Source organism: Candidatus Omnitrophota bacterium (assembly GCA_021735655.1).
GTDB lineage: Bacteria > Omnitrophota > Gorgyraeia > Duberdicusellales > 4484-171 > JAHKAJ01.
Genome location: JAIPGM010000004.1, coordinates 38,623 through 54,844 on the forward strand (window position 1 = coordinate 38,623; position 16,222 = coordinate 54,844).

General features: G+C 38.6%; 20 protein-coding genes. 5 read left to right on the forward strand and 15 right to left on the reverse strand.

Annotation, left to right across the window (positions count from 1 at the left end; genetic code table 11):
• Positions 1–51 precede the first annotated feature (51 nt).
• Genes cysK through K9L86_04415 form a run of 14 tightly spaced genes read right to left on the reverse strand, consistent with a single transcriptional unit; the run spans position 52 to position 11,388 of the window.
• A complete protein-coding gene (gene cysK / locus K9L86_04350) occupies positions 52–978 on the reverse strand; it encodes a cysteine synthase A (protein ID MCF7908084.1) in 927 nt (308 codons plus the stop codon).
• 17 nt (positions 979–995) lie between these two features.
• Positions 996–2,291 carry a homocysteine synthase gene (locus K9L86_04355; GenBank protein ID MCF7908085.1) on the reverse strand — a complete coding sequence of 432 codons (1,296 nt, stop codon included), beginning with the start codon at positions 2,289–2,291 and terminating at the stop codon, positions 996–998.
• Positions 2,292–2,304: 13 nt separating this feature from the next.
• The gene (locus K9L86_04360) at positions 2,305–3,294 is read right to left on the reverse strand and encodes a hypothetical protein (protein MCF7908086.1); all 990 of its coding nucleotides are present in this window, start codon (positions 3,292–3,294) and stop codon (positions 2,305–2,307) included.
• Positions 3,295–3,300: 6 nt separating this feature from the next.
• Positions 3,301–4,155, reverse strand: a complete 855-nt coding sequence (locus K9L86_04365) for a 4Fe-4S dicluster domain-containing protein (protein ID MCF7908087.1) — start codon at positions 4,153–4,155, stop codon at positions 3,301–3,303.
• Positions 4,156–4,172: 17 nt separating this feature from the next.
• A complete protein-coding gene (locus K9L86_04370; GenBank protein ID MCF7908088.1) occupies positions 4,173–4,616 on the reverse strand; it encodes an Rrf2 family transcriptional regulator in 444 nt (147 codons plus the stop codon).
• Positions 4,617–4,662: 46 nt separating this feature from the next.
• Positions 4,663–5,391, reverse strand: coding sequence for a hypothetical protein (locus K9L86_04375; GenBank protein ID MCF7908089.1), 729 nt, complete (start codon positions 5,389–5,391; stop codon positions 4,663–4,665).
• The gene (locus K9L86_04380; GenBank protein ID MCF7908090.1) at positions 5,391–6,668 is read right to left on the reverse strand and encodes a glutamate-1-semialdehyde 2,1-aminomutase; all 1,278 of its coding nucleotides are present in this window, start codon (positions 6,666–6,668) and stop codon (positions 5,391–5,393) included. Before K9L86_04380 ends, K9L86_04375 begins: the two co-directional genes overlap by 1 nt.
• Positions 6,625–7,599 carry a porphobilinogen synthase gene (gene hemB / locus K9L86_04385; protein ID MCF7908091.1) on the reverse strand — a complete coding sequence of 325 codons (975 nt, stop codon included), beginning with the start codon at positions 7,597–7,599 and terminating at the stop codon, positions 6,625–6,627. Before hemB ends, K9L86_04380 begins: the two co-directional genes overlap by 44 nt.
• Entirely contained in the window at positions 7,583–8,332 is a 750-nt protein-coding gene (gene cobA, locus K9L86_04390) for a uroporphyrinogen-III C-methyltransferase (protein ID MCF7908092.1), read from the reverse strand. The genes hemB and cobA overlap by 17 nt, the downstream gene beginning before the upstream one ends.
• Positions 8,322–8,975, reverse strand: a complete 654-nt coding sequence (hemC, locus tag K9L86_04395) for a hydroxymethylbilane synthase (protein MCF7908093.1) — start codon at positions 8,973–8,975, stop codon at positions 8,322–8,324. The genes cobA and hemC overlap by 11 nt, the downstream gene beginning before the upstream one ends.
• Positions 8,926–9,939 (reverse strand): hypothetical protein, encoded by a 1,014-nt coding sequence (locus K9L86_04400; GenBank protein ID MCF7908094.1) that lies wholly within the window; start codon positions 9,937–9,939, stop codon positions 8,926–8,928. The genes hemC and K9L86_04400 overlap by 50 nt, the downstream gene beginning before the upstream one ends.
• The gene (locus K9L86_04405; protein MCF7908095.1) at positions 9,908–10,381 is read right to left on the reverse strand and encodes a bifunctional precorrin-2 dehydrogenase/sirohydrochlorin ferrochelatase; all 474 of its coding nucleotides are present in this window, start codon (positions 10,379–10,381) and stop codon (positions 9,908–9,910) included. The genes K9L86_04400 and K9L86_04405 overlap by 32 nt, the downstream gene beginning before the upstream one ends.
• Before the next feature lie 12 nt (positions 10,382–10,393).
• Entirely contained in the window at positions 10,394–11,119 is a 726-nt protein-coding gene (locus tag K9L86_04410) for a phosphoadenylyl-sulfate reductase (GenBank protein ID MCF7908096.1), read from the reverse strand.
• A 47-nt stretch (positions 11,120–11,166) separates the two neighbouring features.
• Entirely contained in the window at positions 11,167–11,388 is a 222-nt protein-coding gene (locus tag K9L86_04415) for a DUF2061 domain-containing protein (GenBank protein ID MCF7908097.1), read from the reverse strand.
• 260 nt (positions 11,389–11,648) lie between these two features.
• Between K9L86_04415 and thiE the strand changes: the two genes are divergently transcribed.
• From thiE to thiF, 5 genes are read left to right on the forward strand one after another with little or no spacing between them, the layout of a single operon-like run.
• A complete protein-coding gene (gene thiE / locus K9L86_04420) occupies positions 11,649–12,302 on the forward strand; it encodes a thiamine phosphate synthase (protein MCF7908098.1) in 654 nt (217 codons plus the stop codon).
• Positions 12,286–12,486, forward strand: coding sequence for a sulfur carrier protein ThiS (gene thiS / locus K9L86_04425; GenBank protein ID MCF7908099.1), 201 nt, complete (start codon positions 12,286–12,288; stop codon positions 12,484–12,486). Before thiE ends, thiS begins: the two co-directional genes overlap by 17 nt.
• Positions 12,487–13,260 carry a thiazole synthase gene (locus tag K9L86_04430; GenBank protein MCF7908100.1) on the forward strand — a complete coding sequence of 258 codons (774 nt, stop codon included), beginning with the start codon at positions 12,487–12,489 and terminating at the stop codon, positions 13,258–13,260. It abuts the gene before it with no gap.
• A gap of 2 nt (positions 13,261–13,262) precedes the next feature.
• Positions 13,263–14,333 (forward strand): 2-iminoacetate synthase ThiH, encoded by a 1,071-nt coding sequence (gene thiH / locus K9L86_04435; protein MCF7908101.1) that lies wholly within the window; start codon positions 13,263–13,265, stop codon positions 14,331–14,333.
• Entirely contained in the window at positions 14,326–14,937 is a 612-nt protein-coding gene (gene thiF / locus K9L86_04440; protein ID MCF7908102.1) for a sulfur carrier protein ThiS adenylyltransferase ThiF, read from the forward strand. Before thiH ends, thiF begins: the two co-directional genes overlap by 8 nt.
• A 4-nt stretch (positions 14,938–14,941) precedes the next feature.
• Here thiF and K9L86_04445 read toward each other — a convergent pair whose 3' ends face one another.
• Complete coding sequence (locus K9L86_04445) at positions 14,942–16,222, reverse strand: radical SAM protein (GenBank protein ID MCF7908103.1); 1,281 nt, start codon at positions 16,220–16,222, stop codon at positions 14,942–14,944.

Consider the following 16,222-nt stretch of genomic DNA (forward strand, 5'->3'; position numbering starts at 1 on the left):
GACTAAAGATTATTAGACCACAAGAGCAAACATTGTTCAAGGCCTTTATTCTTAGCCCTTAAACAACCAGGTTGAAAGATATCTTTCGCCAGTATCGGGTAGAATTGCCACAATTGTTTTTCCTGAGGAATCTTTACGCTTGGCTACCTCTAGGGCCGCCCACATTGCTGCTCCGCTGGATATACCGACAAAAATTCCTTCCTTCTTAGCTAAAAGGCCAGCAACTTTACCGGCATCAACATGGGACACCTTTATAATTTCATCGATTATTTCTCGATTTAAAACTTCCGGGATAAACCCGGCACCGATTCCCTGAATTTTATGCGAACCTGGTTTTTCACCGGAGATAACCGCTGACTCAACTGGTTCAAGGGCGATAACCTTTAAAGATTTATTTTTTTTCTTTAAGGCTTCGCCTACCCCGGTTACTGTGCCTCCAGTACCAACCCCGGAAATAAAAATATCAATTTTTCCGCCAGTGGCTTCCCAAATTTCTTCGGCTGTTGTAATTCTATGAATCTCGGGATTAGCCGGATTATTAAACTGTTGAGGTACAAAACTGTTGGGAGTGTTTTTTGCAATTTCTTCTGCCTTTTCAACAGCCCCCTTCATGCCTTTAGCTCCTTCAGTCAATACTAATTCTGCTCCAAAAATCTCAAGAAGTTGCCGACGCTCAATACTCATTGTGTCAGGCATGGTAAGAATTAATCTATAGCCCTTAGCAGCACAAACAAAAGCTAAAGCTATCCCAGTATTTCCGCTAGTCGGTTCTACTATAACCGAACCCTTCTTGATTAAACCTTTACTTTCAGCATCCGCAATCATTGCTGCGCCAATTCTGTCTTTAACGCTGGAAAGTGGATTAAAAGATTCTAATTTTGCCAATACTGTAGCCTGGGTATCTTTTGCCAAACGGTTGATTTTCACCAAAGGAGTATTGCCAATAGTTTTCGTAATATCATCTAATATTTTCGCCACAATAACCTCCTTAGTTATTAGCTGCTCTTTTTTAATGCCTGTTCGATATCGGAAATTATATCATCTATGTGCTCAGTGCCCACCGAAAGCCTCACATAATCAGGAGTAACTCCGGTTGCTAACTGTTCTTCGGCTGATAGCTGCTGATGAGTTGTTGAAGCCGGATGTATAGCTAAACTCTTAGCATCACCGATATTAGCAAGATGTGAAATAAGCTCTAAAGCATCGATAAACTTTTTACCTGATTCAGCACCGCCTTTAATTCCAAAACCAACTATTGCTCCGGCACCCTTAGGTAAATACTTATCGGTTCTTTTTTTCTCGGAACTAGAGTCTAAGCCGGGATAGTTCACCCAACTTACCTTAGGATGTTTCTCAAGATACTGGGCAACACTCAATGCATTCTCGCAATGCCTGGGCATGCGCAAATGCAAAGTTTCAAGACCCTGCAAAAAGAGAAAAGCATTAAATGGCGACATTGCCGGCCCAAGATCACGCAACAGAGTAACTCTGGCTTTAATAATATAGGCGATATTACCCATCGGTTTTAAAGCCTCAACAAAGTTTATGCCGTGATAACTAGGATCAGGATCAGCAATTAAAGGGAATTTTCCTCTGGTCCAGTCAAATTTTCCTGAATCAACAATTACTCCGCCAATCGATGTTCCGTGTCCGCCAATAAACTTCGTGGCTGAATAGACTACTATATCAGCACCAAAATCTATCGGTCTCAAAATGTAAGGCGATACGGTGTTGTCGACAATCAAAGGGATTCCATTATCGTGAGCAATTTTAGAAAGACCCTCTAAATCGGTTACATTAAGCTTGGGGTTCCCAATTGACTCAGCATAAATTGCTTTGGTTTTAAGAGTAATTGCTTTCTTAAAAGCATCTAAGTCATCAGATGGCACAAAGTTTACCTTAATCCCCAGTTTTTTAAAAGTGTAGTGAAAAAGAGTGTAGGTTCCACCGTATAAATTGTCAGCTGAAACTATTTCATCCCCAGCTTGAGCAATATTCAGCAAAGATAAAGTTATTGCTGATTGGCCGCTGGCCGCAGCTAGACCAGCAACTCCGCCCTCTAGGGCGGCTACTCTTTTCTCAAAAACATCGTTAGTTGGATTCATCAGCCGAGTATAAATATTACCAAACTCTTTTAGACCAAAAAGATTGGCAGCGTGATCTGTGCTTTTAAACTGATAAGAGGTTGTTTGATAGATTGGCACGGCCCTAGCACCAGTTGTCGGGTCAGCCTCTTGGCCTCCATGAAGGGCTAACGTTTCCGGTTTTAATTTTGAATCGATTTTTGTCATTTTATTACCTCCCTTAGTTAATTCTTAATTTACCTAATTCCCTTTCTTCTATGGCTTCTGCCGCAAGACACTCTTCTTTATCAGCAGGTATCTTTATTTTTACCTTAATTTTTTTATCCTTAGTGGTATACCTAGCAACGATCTTAGCACAGATATCTTTAGCTTCACTATCTAAGCGTCCCCGGCCAATAGCTACCGGACCTGGCTCAGTCAGTGGTTCGAAGACAACGTCTTCCTTGCTGCAAATATTAACTAATCGATCGTTTTCTTTTTCATCTCGACCAACAGTTAAAGAAAAGTAAGGATTAATCCTAAAATATCTTCCAGTCTTTAAAAATTCAATATCTTTAATAGTAAATATATCATACTTAATTAAATCATTTAACCTTTTAGAGAAACCAGAATCAGTTAAAAGACAACCTCCGGCCGGACAGGGATAATCTTTTATTCCTAACTGAGCTGCTAACTTTATCTGCGGCTTTCTGGTTCTACCGGAAATTTCCAGCAAAGCCTCTCTATTAACCCAACCCTTATTTTCAGCCAAAGTCGGAGCGAAAAGTTTTGCTGAGAGCGGTCGTAAAATCAAACCTTCCAAACCAGATTCCTTTTCAATTAAATTCAAAGCTTGGCGATGCTGCGACATTGGCCGCTGCCCGAGAACTTCCCCGGTGATAATAAAAGAAGCACCTATTTCCTGCATAAAGGCTTTAGCTTTCTTAAGTTTTAAAATTCGACAATCTATACAAGGGTTAAGATTTTTACCATAACCATGCTTAGGATTTCTTACAATTTCTAAATACTCATCCCCTAGGTACATTGACCTAAAGCTTGCCCCTAGCTCTTTCGCCCGTTGATCGATCACCGATCCACAACCTTCTCCTCGCTGACAACGACAAAAAGGACTCATAAAATTTAAAGCAACTATCTCAATGCCCTGTTCCAAAATGACCTTAATCGCCAAGGTGCTGTCTAAGCCGCCAGAGAATAATCCTACTGCTTTCATTTTATTTTATAAACTTACCCAGTCCTCAGATACAATATTTCCTTTAATGCCTACCACTACACATTTCAACGGTACTTTTCTTTGGGCTTGGCCCAACCCTTCTTTTACTAAAGCCAAGAGACCACCACAGCAAGGAACCTCCATAATCATTACAGTTAAAGTATTGATTTTTGCCTCATCAGCCAAAATTTTTATCTTTTCTAAATAAACCTCTTTATTCGTATCTAATTTAGGGCAAGCAATAGCCAAAGATTTCCCAACTAGATATTTGGAATGAAAATTACCCAAGGTATAAGCTACGCAATCAGCCGAAAGCAAAACATCTTTTCCCTGAAAATATGGCGCTCGGGGTGATACCAAATGTAATTGAAGCGGCCACTGCCTTAAAGCTGACGGTTGCTCTCCTGACACTTCTCCTATGTCTGGCTTATCAGAAAAATCCATCGTTCGCATCCCCGGACAACCCTGATGCGCCGCCACAAGCTTATCTTTAGCAACCGCAAAACCTTCAGGAATTTCTATGCCCTTTGTTTTTAACACTTCTAAGGCCTGTTTAAGGTATCCTCCTTCTCCGTGAACCTTCAAATGTTCAAGATGAGCTTTAATAGTACCTGCGCCTTGCTTTACAATATTCTCCATTACTTTTCTTTCGTCGTATTTTTCAGCTTCCCGTTCCTCAATGGTAATTGCATCTACCGGACAACTTCCGATACAAGCCCCTAGGCCATCACAAAAAAGATCACTAATCAAACGAACCTTTCCGTCAATAAGCTGTAAAGCCCCTTCGGGGCAATTAGGGATACAATCTCCGCAACCAGTGCATTTATCCAAATCAATTTTTATTATTTTTCTTTTTGACATGACAACCCTTTTCTAGTTTAAATATTATACATAAAAACACTCTTAGCATTCTTATCATTATATCGTTTAACTAAAGTTTCAAGAGTCACTGAATCCAAAGCCTTGATAATACTATTTCCGGTCTCATCCCAAAGTTGACGAACAATTGATACTGAGGCTGGTTGAAGACTATTATCATCTTGCAAATTATCAATTAAAGTTAAGCCACCTTCAAGAATTTCCACTATTTCTCTAACCGTTATCTCTCCGGGAGCTTTCGCTAAAGAATAGCCACCGTGGGCTCCACGAAAAGAATTAACTAACCCTTGGGTCCGTAAAGGAATAATGATCTGACTAAGGTACTTTTCAGAAATATCTTCCTTCCGGGCAATGTCTTTTAAAAAAACTGGCCCCTTATCGCAGGCCAAGGCTAAGGCCAGCATCAACCGAGTTCCATATCGACTACGAGCTGAAATTTTCATTTTTTTCTCCTAATTACTAGTAAGATAATCACCACCATAGGTATTATCAAATTCTATTACTGACCCCTAATTTGTCAAGGAAGTTATCACGACCGATCTCTTCGATTAAAAGAGCCAATCTTTGCCTGGGTTTAGCATTATCTTTGAAAAAATTAACTACCTTCTCGATTAAAGAAAGCACCTCATCTTCGGTAAAAATTTTACCTAGCTTGAATCCCAACCGGGGAGTTCTCCCTCCACAGCCACCCAAATAAACAGCATAGCCAACTATTTTCTCAGAATGATTAAGGTCAATCTCACCGTGTATACCAATTTCAGAACTTTCGGATCGAGTGCAACGATTAGGACAACCGGAAATCGCAATTTTAAATTTATGCGGTAGATCCAATCCGCAAACAATATTTAACTCCTTTTCTATTCTTTCAGAAAGAGAAAAGGTATTAACCAAACCTCGCTTACACCAGTTATTACCCGGACAAACAGTTGTAACTCTAAGTCGCGGGCCAGAAGTTCCAACTTTAATTTCAGCGAGTCTTAGCTCTTTCTCCACTTTCCCAATGTCTTCGAAACGAATAAAAGGAATTTCTACTGACTGACGAACTGTAAAATGAACAAAACTCCTAGCATACTTTTTAGAAATCTGAGAAAGTTTCTCTAGCTGCTCAGCTGAAGAGTTACCGGCAAGCATCCTTGTACGTAAAGTAAAATAGCCATCTTCTCGGGCCTTCAAAAACCCTCTCTTTTTTAAAGCATCTAGGTCTATCTTATCCTTCATTAGCTAACCTCTTTTTTTACAAAACAACTTAAAGTCTTTTTAACCGAAATTATTGATTTAGCAATATCAGCTGAACTATGGGCAAAAGATAAAAAATTTGCCTCATATTCCGAAGGGGCAAAGTAAACCCCTTGCTCCAAAGCAGACCGATAAAATAAACTAAACAAAGCCCTGTCGGAAAACTTAAAGCTAAACATTGATCGATATCTACTTATCTTTAAATCTATACCATTAGCAACAGCATATTTACTTATCGAATCACAAAACTGCTTAGCGAACTGGTTAATTATTTCGTAATTTTTAGCTTCCTGGTTCAAAATTCTCAAGGTTGCAATGCCGGCTTGCATAACAATTGGATTACCGGAAAAAGTTGACGCCTGATAGACCTCTCCCTGAGGAGCTAAACAATTCATAATCTTAGAGCTGCCACCGTAGGCACCAATCGGTAAACCACCACCAATAATCTTTCCTAAACAGATTAAATCAGCATTTATGCCAACAGTTTGTAAAAAAGAACCAAAGTTAAACCTAAAACCGGTAATCACCTCATCGGCGACAAGCAAACTATCATGCTTTTCAGTAATCAACCGCAAAGCTTTCAAAAATTCTATATCCGGAAGGGTTACTCCGTAATTTCCACCGACTGGTTCAACCAAAACTGCAGCGATTGACTTACCGTACTGCTTAAAAATGCTATTCAAGGCTTCGGTATCACCATAATCAACAATTAAAGTATGTTTTATAAACTCAAGCGGTACACCTTTGCTTAAAGGAATCTGTCCGGTTGCCAAGCCCGAACCAGCTTCAGCCAATAAATAATCGGCATGGCCATGATAAGAGTTTTTGAACTTAACTATTTTATCTCTTTGAGTGTAGCCACGAGCTAGACGAACCGCACTCATTAAGCTTTCAGTCCCTGAATTAACAAAACGGATCTTTTCGATAGCCGGGATTGCTGCGTTAATGGTTCGGGCAAGCTCAACTTCACTTTGATGAGTTGCGCCAAAACCAAACCCTTTAGTTAATTGATTTCTAACTGCTTCAACCACTTCTGGACGAGCCTGACCCAAAATCATTGCACCAAAAGATGAACAATAGTCAATAAACTCTCTACCTTCATAGTCGTATATCTTTGAACCATGGCCTTGCTTTAATAATACCGGTTCACCGCCGACATAGGAAAAACTCCGTACCGGACTATTCACTCCGCCAACTAAAAACTGTTTGGCTTCTTTAAACAACTGACTGTTCTCTGAGTAATATTCTTTCTTGTTCATATTTTTTTTGCCAATAAGCAATATCAGCTGCATGGTAACTGATTATATAGTCTGCTCCCGCACGCTGGATTGCTCCAATAAGTTCGAACACAAAGTCTTCCTCCGACCAAAAACCCTGTTGGGCGCCAAGCTTAGCCAAGGCATATTCACCACTTACATTGTAAACAGCTAAAGGAAAATTAAATTGCCTTTTAGCCTGAACAATTATATCCAGATAAGCTAAAGCCGGCTTAACCATTACAATGCCTGCTCCTTCTTTGATATCTTGTCTTATCTTCTCTAGGGCAGTTTCTCGATCATGATAATCAAGTTGATAGGCTCGACGATCTCCAAAACGCGGAGCTGAATCAGCGATTTCACGAAAAGGACCATAAAATTGAGAAGCAAACTTTGCTGAATAAGCCATAATTTTAACCTGATTATAACCATTTTGATCAAGCTTATTGCGAATTGCCCGAACTTGATTCTCGGCCATTGCTGAAGGACAAACAAAATCAGCGCCAGCTTTTGCATGTAAAAGTGCCATTGCCGCAAGAGCTTTAAGAGTTAGGGTATTATCAATGGCGACTTGACCCTCCAGAACTATTCCACAATGACCATGTGAACTATAAGCACACAAGCAAATATCAGTAAAAATAGTAAAACTAGGATAACGAGACTTAATAAAACTTATAGCCTCGCAAAGAAAATAATTACTCTCCCAAGCTGATTTTCCTCGCCAACTTTTTTGAACTGGCAGACCAAAAAGTAAAATATTCCTAATCCCAAGATGATCAAGATTAACCAGCTCATCCTTTAAGGCTTCTAAAGAATATTTAAAAACTCCTGACATTGACTTAACCTCATCGGCCGGACCTTCCTTTTCTTTTACAAACAAAGGATAGATCAACTTTGAAAGCGATAAATTAAACTTATTACTTTCTTTTATCATTTCTAAATTGCCTCACTCTCTCTCTAACTACTTCACCAACGATTAAAACCGCCGGTGGTTTAATTTTCGATTTTTTAGATCTTTTTTCAATAGTTCCTATTGTTGCCTGTAAAATCCGCGACTTTTTTGTAGTTGCCCGTTCAATAAAAGCGCAAGGTACTGTATCTTTTCGACCGGACTTGCGCAAAGCTTTAACTACATTTCCAATATTAGCTACGGCCATAAGATAAACTAAGGTTTCACAATCAGGGGCATCTATCAAAGCTTTTTTGTCTTTCTTTCTGCCAGTTAAAATGGCCACCGATGAAATTCGATTTTTTATTGTAAGCGGGATTTCAGCACTTAAAGGCCCTGCCAAAGCTGAAGTTATCCCGGGAATAATTTCGTAGTTAACTTTTTTTAAATTAAGATACCTTGCTTCCTCAGCTCCCCGGCTAAAAATAAAAGGGTCCCCCCCTTTAAGCCGAACTACCGTTTTAAAAGCCAAGGACTTCTTGTATAAAAGCCGATTGATTTGGTTTTGCTCTTTTAAATGTAAACCGTCACTTTTACCAACACAAATCTTCTCACAAGACGGTTGAACTTCTCTTAATAATTCCGGAGCCGATAAAAAATCATAAAGAACACAATCGGCTGTACGAAGAGCCCTGACTCCCTTTAGGCTAATCAATTCAGGATCTCCTGGTCCAGCTCCAACTATATATACTTTTCCTTTATTATTGTTAATTGACATTTAGCCTCCGAATGATTTCCAATAAATCATCCCTTTTTCTAAATAGCTGAATTGCCAAACGGCCCTGTAAATGGTGTGGTTCAATAATACTAAAAGGAATAATTTGTGAAATGCGTTTTTCTAATCCCAAACGGATTAGAGCTGCCTTAGCCATAACAACTGCGTCATATTTTCCGCAATCAACTTGGGCCAAGCGTTCTTCAATGTCACCACGAATATCCAAAGCAACTAAATCCTCTCGATAATTTAAAATTGCTTGTTTGCGATTTTTGCTACTGGTACCTATTCGAGATCCCTTGGGCAGCGTATCTAAGGTAAAGTTGCCACGAACGACCAAACAATCGGCCCGGCTTATAGATTTGGTTAGCGCCGCCACTATCAAACTTTTAGGGATTTCATCTTCTAGATCCTTTGCACTATGCACAGCAAGATCTATTTCACCACTCAATAAAGCTGCTTCAATTTCATAGGTAAAAAAATCACTCCCTTCCTTAAAAGCCAAAGGTGTCTTTTTATCTTTATCCCCTTTAGTCTTAATTACAACAACCTCAAAGTTAAAAAACGGCAAAAGCTGTTTAACTTCCTCAACCTGTTTAAGCGCTAACGAACTCGGCCGAGTTCCTATTTTGATATAGCGAATCATCAATCTGCCTCCTAATAGCTAACACCTGTTCTTCTATGGCCGCTTCAGCTAATTTTACATAGCTGCTCATAGATTGATTATGTCTTTTGCAAAGATCACTTAACGAATCAAGGTTTTTTAAAAAAACGCCTGGAATTTTTGTCAACTCAAAATCTATATCTCGCGGTAAAGCTAAATCATAAACATAAAGTGGCTTTTTACGCAACCGAATAACCTTGACTAATAACTTGCTACTCAGCACCTGGTGAGGGCTTGAAGTTGCACTCACTAAACAATCTGCCCCTAAAAGCTCTTCTGATAAATTATCTAGTAGAAAAACTTTGGCAGAATTTTTCCTAGCTAGACTTTGAGCCTTTTTTATCTTCTTTTTAGCGAAAAAATATAGTTCGAGATCAGTAAATTTACTTTCTGAAAACATCTTAGCTATTTTTCCAGTACCGACAATAAGCACTTTTTTCTTACTAGCTAATCCGGTATTAAAAATAAGATCTTCTAAAACAATCTCGGAAATATTGTTTTCGTTACCGAATAAATCTAGCTGTTGACGTAAATCGTAGCTCGAAGTTAAAACTCCTCGCCAAAGATTCTTAATTGGCCAAGAAAAACTATCCCTCCTAACCCAAGAATCTAATTGCTCAAGAATTTGCCTTTCTCCGACAATTTGTGACTCAAGACCGCAAGCCAACCTCAAAGCTTTACGGATAACACCCTGTGTATCCTGTATAAAGTGGGCTTTTTCAAAAATCGGATGGAACTGGCTCTTAAAATTTGCAATATCTTTTATTAATAGCTCTGTGTTTTCAGCAAGACCATAAATTTCTACTCGATTGCAAGTAAATAGCACCTCGGATTCAAAAACTGATTCTTTCCAGAACCGTACAATCTGATCACGCCGCAGGCAAGCATGTTCCCTTAGCGATAAAGGTGTATTCTTATAGTCTATTGCGATAGAGTAAAAATTCATCCCACTTCTCCTTGAGATAATTTTTTAAATCTCGGGATAAAACCGGATCCTTGCCATCAGTATACACTGCGATTAAAGCTTTTTCCGTTCGCAGAACAGCTGGTGAAATAAAATCACTCAAAAGAGGTTTGTCTACAACATTAACTGAAATGCCCTTGACTTTAGCCCAATTGCTCACCTGTTCATTTAGGAAAGAATCATCGGTTGCCGAGATAACTAAAGTTGCTCCGAAGATGTCTGATTCTTTAGCTTTGCGCTCCAACCATTCAATAGCCCCCTGCTTGGCTAACTCTCTTAACTCTACTGTGACTTTAGGCGCAATCAGAGTAATTCTGGCTTCAGCCAAAAGCAAAGCCTCAATTTTACGCTGGCCTACTTTACCACCGCCAACCACGATGGCTTTCTTGTTTTTAATTTTAAGCGCAACTGGTAAATAATTCATAAACTCTTTAACTTATATCCCATCTCCGTCTAAATTAGACTTTAACGGCCGAGTGTGGATTCCACACTCACCACCGCATTTGCTAGTTCCAATCCAACGTCCGGCCCGCTCATTGTCGTCATTAGTGATTCTGGTGCAAGGAGAGCAACCTAAAGAACGATAACCCTCCTTATAAAGAGGGTTCACCTTAACTTCATATAAGGCTAAATACTGCCAAACTTCTCTTTCTTTCCAAATGAGAATCGGATTAAGTTTTATCAATCCTTTATCGCGTTCCTCAACTTCCTTGTAATCGGTCCGGGTTCGACCCTCAGTACAACGCAATCCAGTAACCCAACAGGTAACTTTCATCTCATCCACCGCTCTCTTCACCGGCTCAACCTTTAAAACCTCACAACATTGATCAGGATCAACATTGTATAATTCGGGCGATATCTCTGAATCATTCTTATATACTGCCAATTCCGGATAACGGACAACTTCTTGATTCATAAACTCAACTGTTTCTTTGGGCTTGAACCGAGTGGTTACAATAAACCCTTTTATTTTTGGGTCAACCTTCTTTGCCAAATCCCAAACCACAACTGAATCCTTACCTAAACTGTTAGCAACAACCAGGCCATCACCATATTTATCATATGCTTCTCTTATAAGTTGTAAGGATCGATCCACCTTTTGCTTAAAATTTAAAGTTTCAACCAATACTTTCAAATCGTCTTGTGTGCCTAACAAACTCATTTTTCCCCTCCTTCAATGATACTAACCCTTAAAATGAGTTAGTTAAATTAGATTTGATACTCTATTTCCTTAATTCTTCCGAATTTTACCTTATTCCAAATTCGTTCATGTATATAGTAAAGGAATATCTTTACTGTATTTGCGGCAATGCCCACTACCAATGACTCTTTAACGTCTTTGGTATAAATATAGATAGCAATTATCGTAGTCAAAAAAGCAATTACCCGCCAAGTTAAAGATTTGACTAAAGATCGTTTTGGATGTTCCATTTACTCACTAAATAGTATAAAAATGTATTTTATACACTACCTATTCTATCAAAATACTAGCTAATACTTTCAAAAAATATAGGCGCACAAACGCCTTTTTTAATCACTATCAATGCAATCTCTTTGATAGAGATTAAAATATACCATATTATTAAGAATTGTCAAGGATAAATTTTAAGTTTTTTAAACCTTGTTTCTAGTTGCTAAGTAGCCCAAATATGGTATTATTAAGGATAATAATCAAAATTAACCCCTGGGGAATGAAGAGCATTAGCAATTACAACTTATATTTAGTTACTGGTGAGCAACGCTCAGCTACAAAAAAAACCCTAGAAGTAGTGAGGTTAGCCATTAACGGCGGGGCAAATATTATCCAGCTACGTGATAAAAATATGGCCCGGTCTGAGCTAGTCAGCTTAGGAAAAAAACTCTCGACATTAGCTAAGAGTAAGAATATAGTATTTATTGTTAACGACGACCCGGATTTAGCCGCTGAGCTAGATGCTGACGGAGTGCACCTAGGACAAACTGACATAGAAAAATACTCGGTAGAAAAAACAAGAAAACTAATCGGTAGGAATAAAATTATTGGCCTATCAACCCATTCCCTAGAACAAATAGAACAAGCTAATAAGCTTGATATTAATTACATTGCCTTTGGACCATTATTTGAAACTAAAACTAAAAACTACTCAATTGGAACTAGAGATTTAACTAAAGCTTTATCGTTATCAAAATTTCCTTTAGTTTGTATTGGTGGTATAAACTCAAATAATATCGAAGAAGTTTTAAAGCTGGGCGCAACTAATATTGCTATGATTCGAGAAATTACTGAAAGTCAAGATATAGAAAAAAAAGTGAAACAGCTAAAAAGCCTGATAACCAAATATAAAAAAAATGCAGATAACAATTAACGGGAAAAAAGAAATTATCGATAACCCTAAATCTCTCCTTGAGCTTATCGGTGAAAAAAAACTAAATAAAGAAAAAATGGTAGTTGAGTTAAATCTCAAGATTATTCCCCGTGACAATCTTAAAAGTACTCAAATTCAAGAAGGAGATTCAATTGAATTTGTTAGCTTCGTAGGAGGAGGTTAAATGTCGGATTCATTAATAATCGCCGGACAAGAAATCAAAAACCGCCTTTTCGTGGGGACCGGTAAGTTTCCCAACAAACCAATCATAAAGGAAGTTTTAGAACAGGCTAAAACAGAAGTTGCAACCGTTGCTTTGCGCCGAATTGACCTAGAATCAAAAGAAGATAATATTCTTGATTACATTCCAACTAACTGCACAGTTATGACTAACACCTCTGGTGCAAGAAACGCCCAGGAAGCAATCCGTATTGCTAGATTGAGTAAAGCTGCTGGCTGTGGAAATTGGATAAAACTAGAGGTAATCGCCGACAATAAACACCTCCTGCCTGACAATCTAGAAACTTTAAAAGCTACTGAAGTTTTAGCCAAAGAAGGTTTTATAGTCCTGCCCTATATGAGCCCTGATTTATCAGTAGCTAAAAAATTGATCGAGGTCGGAGCTGCTGCAGTTATGCCACTGGGCTCACCAATCGGCTCAAAACGCGGAGTAAAAACTGCGGAATTAGTCAAAATTCTAATTAAAGAAATTGCTGAACCAATTATCGTTGACGCTGGAATTGGTTATCCATCAGAAGCAGCTTACTGTATGGAACTAGGCTGTGCGGCGGTCTTAGTTAATACGGCCATAGCCACTGCCAAAGATCCGGTTAAAATGGCTGAAAGCTTCAACTTGGCAGTCCGTGCCGGCCGCCTGTCTTATCTTAACGCAACTAAAAGCTCTGGACAGGCATCAGCATCTTCTCCGCTTACCGGTTTCCTGCAAACAAGTGAATAGCTATGAGTTTTTATAATATTTATCACAAATACAAAAACTGCTCCTTTGAAGAACTACCCAACCAAGAGCTAACCAAGCTTCTTTCTCTTGAGGCTGAAAAATCTTTAGAAGCAATGGCTCAAAAAGCCAAAACTTTGACCTTGCAGAATTTCGGAAAAACAATTAGCCTCTATACCCCACTCTACCTATCAAACTATTGCGAGAATGAATGCCTTTACTGCGGATTCAATGCAAACAATAAAATTCCAAGAAGGAAACTAAAAATTGATGAGCTAAAAAAAGAAGCTAAATTCATCGCTAAGACCGGCCTGCAACACATACTAATTCTTACTGGCGAATCGAAAAAGCTAAGCCCACTCTCCTACATAAAAGAATCTGTAAAAATACTAAATAAATTATTTAGTTCAATATCAATTGAAATTTACCCCTTAAGTCAAACAGAATATAAAGAACTTATCGCCGCGGGTGTCGACGGTCTAACAATTTATCAAGAGGTATATTCTCAATCAGAATACAAAAAACTCCATCCGGCTGGTCCAAAACAAGATTATCAATTTAGACTCGATGCTCCAGAAAGGGCTGCCCGAGCCGGTATACGTACCATTAACATCGGAAGCCTGCTAGGGCTAGCTCCTTGGCGAAAAGAAGCTTTTTTCATGCTAAAGCATGCTGAATACCTGCAAAATAAATACCCAGAAATAGAAATGAGCATTTCCTTACCGCGGCTAAGACCTCAATTTAATAACTTTCAAACTCCTTATGAGGTAAGTGATAAAAACATCGTCCAAATAATTACTGCCGCCAGGATATTTATGCCACGCTTAGGAATTACCCTATCAACCCGGGAAAATTCTCAGCTTCGCAATAACCTAATTAAATTAGGCATAACTAAAATGAGCGCTGGTTCAACCACTGCTGTCGGCGGTCATACTTTGGAAAAAACTTACATTAAAAATTCACTCCAGTTTGAAATTTCTGACAAACGAGATGTTTCTCAAATCAAAATAATGTTGCTTAAAGAAGGATACCAACCAGTGCTAAAGGACTGGGTCGGAGCACTGCAAAATGAATAACTTTGAAAAAGAAATCATTAAGTACTTTGGTAAAGATCAATTTAAAAAAATTCAATCAGTAACCATCGGCATTGCTGGGCTTGGTGGCCTTGGCTCAAACTGCAGCCATAATCTTATCCGCTGCGGTTTTAAAAAACTAATAATTGTTGATTTTGATAAGGTTGAGCTTTCAAATTTAAACCGCCAATTTTACTTCTTAAATCAAATAGGCAAGCGCAAAGTTGATGCCCTTAAAGAAAATCTGCTTAAAATTAACCCCGACATCAAAATCACGACTTATTGTGAAAAATTAGAAAAAAACAACCTAAAAAATATTTTTAAAGGTTGTTCTATTATCATTGAAGCTTTCGATAAAGCCGAATACAAAAGCTTAATCGTTGAAACTTTCCTCCCTACCGATAAGTTTATTGTTTCGGCCTCAGGCTTAGCCGGATATGGAAAAAGTGATGAAATAAAAATTCACCGCCTAAGAAAAAATCTGGCTATTGTTGGTGACCTTAAGTCCGAAGCCAGCCAAGACTTGCCACCGCTTTCTCCACGGGTAAATATTGCGGCAGCTAAACAAGCTGATGTGGTATTAAACTATATATTAAAAAACATTTAATATCTTAGAATGACTTAAACTGTTCTTTTGGCAAGTTAAAATAGCCCATTTTGAGCTTAGGAAACTCTCTTTTGATAGATTTAAGCAGATATAAAATACCTTGAGCTTTTACATTTTTGGTTGGAATTATTTTTCGATAGATCTCCGGATCCATATTCAAATTACGCCATTGAATCATATCAATCCCACTATTTTTTATAAGTTTAATCAAACTTTTTATTTGTTTGGTTGAATCTGAAAAACCGGGAAAAACAAACAGATTTATCGAAACAAACTTATTATACCTTTTGGCTATCGCTATTGACTTTAAAACATCTGAAAAACTATATCCTTGGGGTTTAAAATATAGATCATAAAACCTCTTATCTGGACTATTCAAGCTCACCCGAAAAGAATCAATCCCAGCTAAGCATAAATTTTTAATCTTATTGGGCAAGCTAGCATTAGTATTCATATTGATCGTGCCTCGGGAAGTCAACTTCCTAACCTCAACCACAGCCCTAGCAAGGCTATCTGCGCCTAGCAATGGTTCGCCTTCGCAACCCTGACCAAAGCTAACTATAGCTTCTTGGGCCACCCTCAAATGGTTACTCATAACCTCAACCAGCTCATCTCGATCAGGCATAAAACTAATCCGGTTATGCGAAGCACAAAGACCTTCCTCTTGATGGCTCAAGCAACCCAAGCATTTTGCATTACAACTTCTGGCTGTCGGCAAAGGTGCCTCCCACCGCTGAAGAAACAAATTTTTCGCGGCTAAGCAATTATAATTAAGAGCGCAATTAGCTAAGTGCTGATAAAGCCTATTTTTAGGATATCTTTTAAAAAAGCTTCTCACCCCTTCTTTAACTCGCTTACCATCGTAAAACCACGGGCTTTGGCGGACTCTTTTATCTACTCTTATAGCGCTAACAACAAAACGACCTCGATGAAAACCACAAGCAGTATAGGCCCAAAGCGGTAGACATTTTTTACTAATAACCTTTACTACTGGTAGATGTAACCTTAAATAAGCTGGAATCGGAAAAACTGCAACAGCAAAAACATCCTGGCCCTTAAATTTATCTAAAAGCTCAACTTTCTTGCTTTGAGGATTAAATCCCAGGGGTTTTCGCCCAGGCAGATAAAAAAGAGTTGAGCCCTTAGGCATTGCAATTATCTCCTGGCCCTTAGGTAAAGAATACTTTCCTAAGCTTTCAACCACCATCTTTAAGGTTGAGTGGTGGTAAACCTTACCCTTAGAATCGGAAAATAATAAATCAGGTAATTTGGCTATCGAACTCAT

Coding starts and splice junctions, on each gene's coding strand:
- K9L86_04355 (MCF7908085.1), bottom strand. CDS start 2,291: ATGACAAAAATCGATTCAAAATTAAAACCGGAAACGTTAGCCCTTCAT.
- K9L86_04360 (MCF7908086.1), bottom strand. CDS start 3,294: ATGAAAGCAGTAGGATTATTCTCTGGCGGCTTAGACAGCACCTTGGCG.
- K9L86_04365 (MCF7908087.1), bottom strand. CDS start 4,155: ATGTCAAAAAGAAAAATAATAAAAATTGATTTGGATAAATGCACTGGT.
- K9L86_04370 (MCF7908088.1), bottom strand. CDS start 4,616: ATGAAAATTTCAGCTCGTAGTCGATATGGAACTCGGTTGATGCTGGCC.
- K9L86_04375 (MCF7908089.1), bottom strand. CDS start 5,391: ATGAAGGATAAGATAGACCTAGATGCTTTAAAAAAGAGAGGGTTTTTG.
- K9L86_04380 (MCF7908090.1), bottom strand. CDS start 6,668: ATGAACAAGAAAGAATATTACTCAGAGAACAGTCAGTTGTTTAAAGAA.
- hemB (MCF7908091.1), bottom strand. CDS start 7,599: ATGATAAAAGAAAGTAATAAGTTTAATTTATCGCTTTCAAAGTTGATC.
- cobA (MCF7908092.1), bottom strand. CDS start 8,332: ATGTCAATTAACAATAATAAAGGAAAAGTATATATAGTTGGAGCTGGA.
- hemC (MCF7908093.1), bottom strand. CDS start 8,975: ATGATTCGCTATATCAAAATAGGAACTCGGCCGAGTTCGTTAGCGCTT.
- K9L86_04400 (MCF7908094.1), bottom strand. CDS start 9,939: ATGAATTTTTACTCTATCGCAATAGACTATAAGAATACACCTTTATCG.
- K9L86_04405 (MCF7908095.1), bottom strand. CDS start 10,381: ATGAATTATTTACCAGTTGCGCTTAAAATTAAAAACAAGAAAGCCATC.
- K9L86_04410 (MCF7908096.1), bottom strand. CDS start 11,119: ATGAGTTTGTTAGGCACACAAGACGATTTGAAAGTATTGGTTGAAACT.
- K9L86_04415 (MCF7908097.1), bottom strand. CDS start 11,388: ATGGAACATCCAAAACGATCTTTAGTCAAATCTTTAACTTGGCGGGTA.
- thiE (MCF7908098.1), top strand. CDS start 11,649: ATGAAGAGCATTAGCAATTACAACTTATATTTAGTTACTGGTGAGCAA.
- thiS (MCF7908099.1), top strand. CDS start 12,286: ATGCAGATAACAATTAACGGGAAAAAAGAAATTATCGATAACCCTAAA.
- K9L86_04430 (MCF7908100.1), top strand. CDS start 12,487: ATGTCGGATTCATTAATAATCGCCGGACAAGAAATCAAAAACCGCCTT.
- thiH (MCF7908101.1), top strand. CDS start 13,263: ATGAGTTTTTATAATATTTATCACAAATACAAAAACTGCTCCTTTGAA.
- thiF (MCF7908102.1), top strand. CDS start 14,326: ATGAATAACTTTGAAAAAGAAATCATTAAGTACTTTGGTAAAGATCAA.
- K9L86_04445 (MCF7908103.1), bottom strand. CDS start 16,222: ATGAGTTCGATAGCCAAATTACCTGATTTATTATTTTCCGATTCTAAG.